The sequence below is a fragment of the uncultured Shewanella sp. genome (assembly GCF_947495455.1).
In the GTDB taxonomy this organism is placed as follows: Bacteria; Pseudomonadota; Gammaproteobacteria; order Enterobacterales; family Shewanellaceae; genus Shewanella.
This window is the reverse complement of the sequence record NZ_CANLZC010000208.1, coordinates 1-2,187: the sequence shown is the minus strand read 5'-3', so window position 1 is coordinate 2,187 and position 2,187 is coordinate 1. Positions and strand designations below refer to the sequence as shown.

2 protein-coding genes are annotated in these 2,187 nt (G+C 35.5%); both read left to right on the top strand.

From position 1 onward, the window contains the following. The first annotated feature begins 630 nt into the window (after positions 1-630). Positions 631-1,041, top strand: coding sequence for a hypothetical protein (locus tag Q0791_RS24735; RefSeq protein WP_299011929.1), 411 nt, complete (start codon positions 631-633; stop codon positions 1,039-1,041). 51 nt (positions 1,042-1,092) lie between these two features. Beyond that, complete coding sequence (locus tag Q0791_RS24730; protein ID WP_299011928.1) at positions 1,093-2,145, top strand: AAA family ATPase; 1,053 nt, start codon at positions 1,093-1,095, stop codon at positions 2,143-2,145. Positions 2,146-2,187 lie beyond the last annotated feature (42 nt).

Below are 2,187 nucleotides of genomic sequence, written 5' to 3'. Positions count from 1 at the left end.
TTTTGTTGGTTATTGAACGCACAAATTCAATATGGCGCTAATGACGCCTACTTTGCAAGAGGTGTCCATCCCATCATTCGTGTAAGCTCGACGATGGCATCCTTGCCATCAACGGCCACAACAGTGTTTACACAGAATTGAACAGCAAAGAATAAAAGTACAAACAGTGTAACTTTCAAAGGAACGGCCGATGCTTCTCGTTCAAAGCGTTTTACGAAGTAAAACCTCACCCTGCCGCAGGCTAGATGGTGAGTGCCCACTCACACTGGGATTAGAAGGACTGCTCGTCCTAACTACATCCATATTTAAATGCCAGCCAAACTTCCCTATTTGTCGCTCAAAAAGACCATGATAATGACCTTCGCCCTGAAACCAAAACTCACATTTGCGTCTAAACGGGGTGTTAGGAGCCTCATAAAAACCAAAGCCAGTGTGCTTCTTTGAACATAATTTCGGGCTATCACACTCGACTAAGGTATGGTACGATTTCTATTTAATTAACTATTAAAACAGTATATTAGGTAATGCTTGTGTATGTGTTTTTACTTAATGCATATTGGAGGGTTGAGTCAATGAGATCATATAAGGCAATATTTTCTGTACTAATATTAAACTACTAAGGATAGTATTATGCTCTTAAAAGGTTTTGGCTTTTCCGGATATCGAAGTTTTGGGAATGAATTAGCTAAGATAGCTCCTTTACGGCAAGTAAATCTTATCATTGGTAAAAATAACATTGGTAAATCAAATATTATAAACTTTCTTAATGAGCAATATTCATACTTTGTATCTAAAGCTAGAAACAAAACAGCAATGGGAAGACAAAAGCAAGAAATTCCATTCAAAGATATTGATAAACATATTTCGAATGAGCAAATAGAGCATAGAATAGCCTTTCCTTTATTTGCAAATGAAATTGAAGATTATGTTAATGAAAAACTACCTGACTCTCGTCGGTATAAGGGCCACAGACTGTTAGCTAAAAAGTTACTTCGTTCAAATTTTTTAGCTGATAATAATGGCGATGTATGGTTTACTTAAAAATCAAGTAGTCATCAAGGGAAATTTTCTTTAGAGATAAATATCGACGAAATGATAGAAGCACTAAAACCTAGCGAGTGGCAACAACTATGGTCTAGTTTAACAGGCAAAGGTCAAGGGGATATAAAAGCACATTGGATCCCACAAACATTAGCTAATTTAGCAATTATCGCTACAGATGTTCCAAAAGTTGAAGTTATTCCTGCAATTAGAAAAATTGGAAATGCTGGTAGTCAAGCTAGCGATTTTAGTGGGGAAGGTATTATTGAAAGGCTAGCTAAAATACAAAATCCATCATTAGTTGAACAAGCAGAAAAAGAAAAGTTTATATCTATCAATTCATTCGTTCAAGAAGTGTTAGAAAGCCCAAGTGCAAAAATAGAAATCCCATATGAAAGGGATATGATTTTAATTCATATGGATAATAAAACATTACCTCTAGAATCTCTAGGTACAGGTGTTCATGAAGTTGTTATTATCGCAGCAGCCTCTACGCTCTTAGAAAATACAATTCTTTGCGTCGAAGAACCAGAACTACACCTACATCCTTTATTACAAAGGAAATTAGTAAAATATTTAGCAGAAAGCACTACTAACCAATATTTCTTTACAACTCATTCAGCACATTTATTGGATGCTGTTGAATCAGAGATTTTTCATGTGACACAACATGAAGGGGGTTCTATTGTTAATGCTATTGCTAGTACTAAGGAGAAGTCTAGTATCTGCAATGACTTAGGATATAAAGCATCAGATATTTTACAAGCTAACTGTATTATTTGGGTAGAAGGGCCCTCAGACAGGATCTATCTAAATTATTGGATAAAAGGGATGGATAATAATCTTATCGAGGGAGTTCATTATTCAATAATGTTCTACGGTGGAAGGTTATTTAGTCACCTTACAGCACAAGATAATGACGAATTAGAAGACAAAATAAATGACTTTATTTCTGTTAGAAACCTAAACAGAAATACTGTGATTATGTTTGACAGTGATAAAGAAAATCCAAAAGCAAGACTCAACCCCACAAAACAAAGGCTTAAAAAAGAATTTAACTCGGGCTCAGTGACCTGGTCAACTGAATTCGGTCACCCTAGTTAAGTTCGTTAAGCAACTTCTTTTAACAGCTTATCCATACGTTCA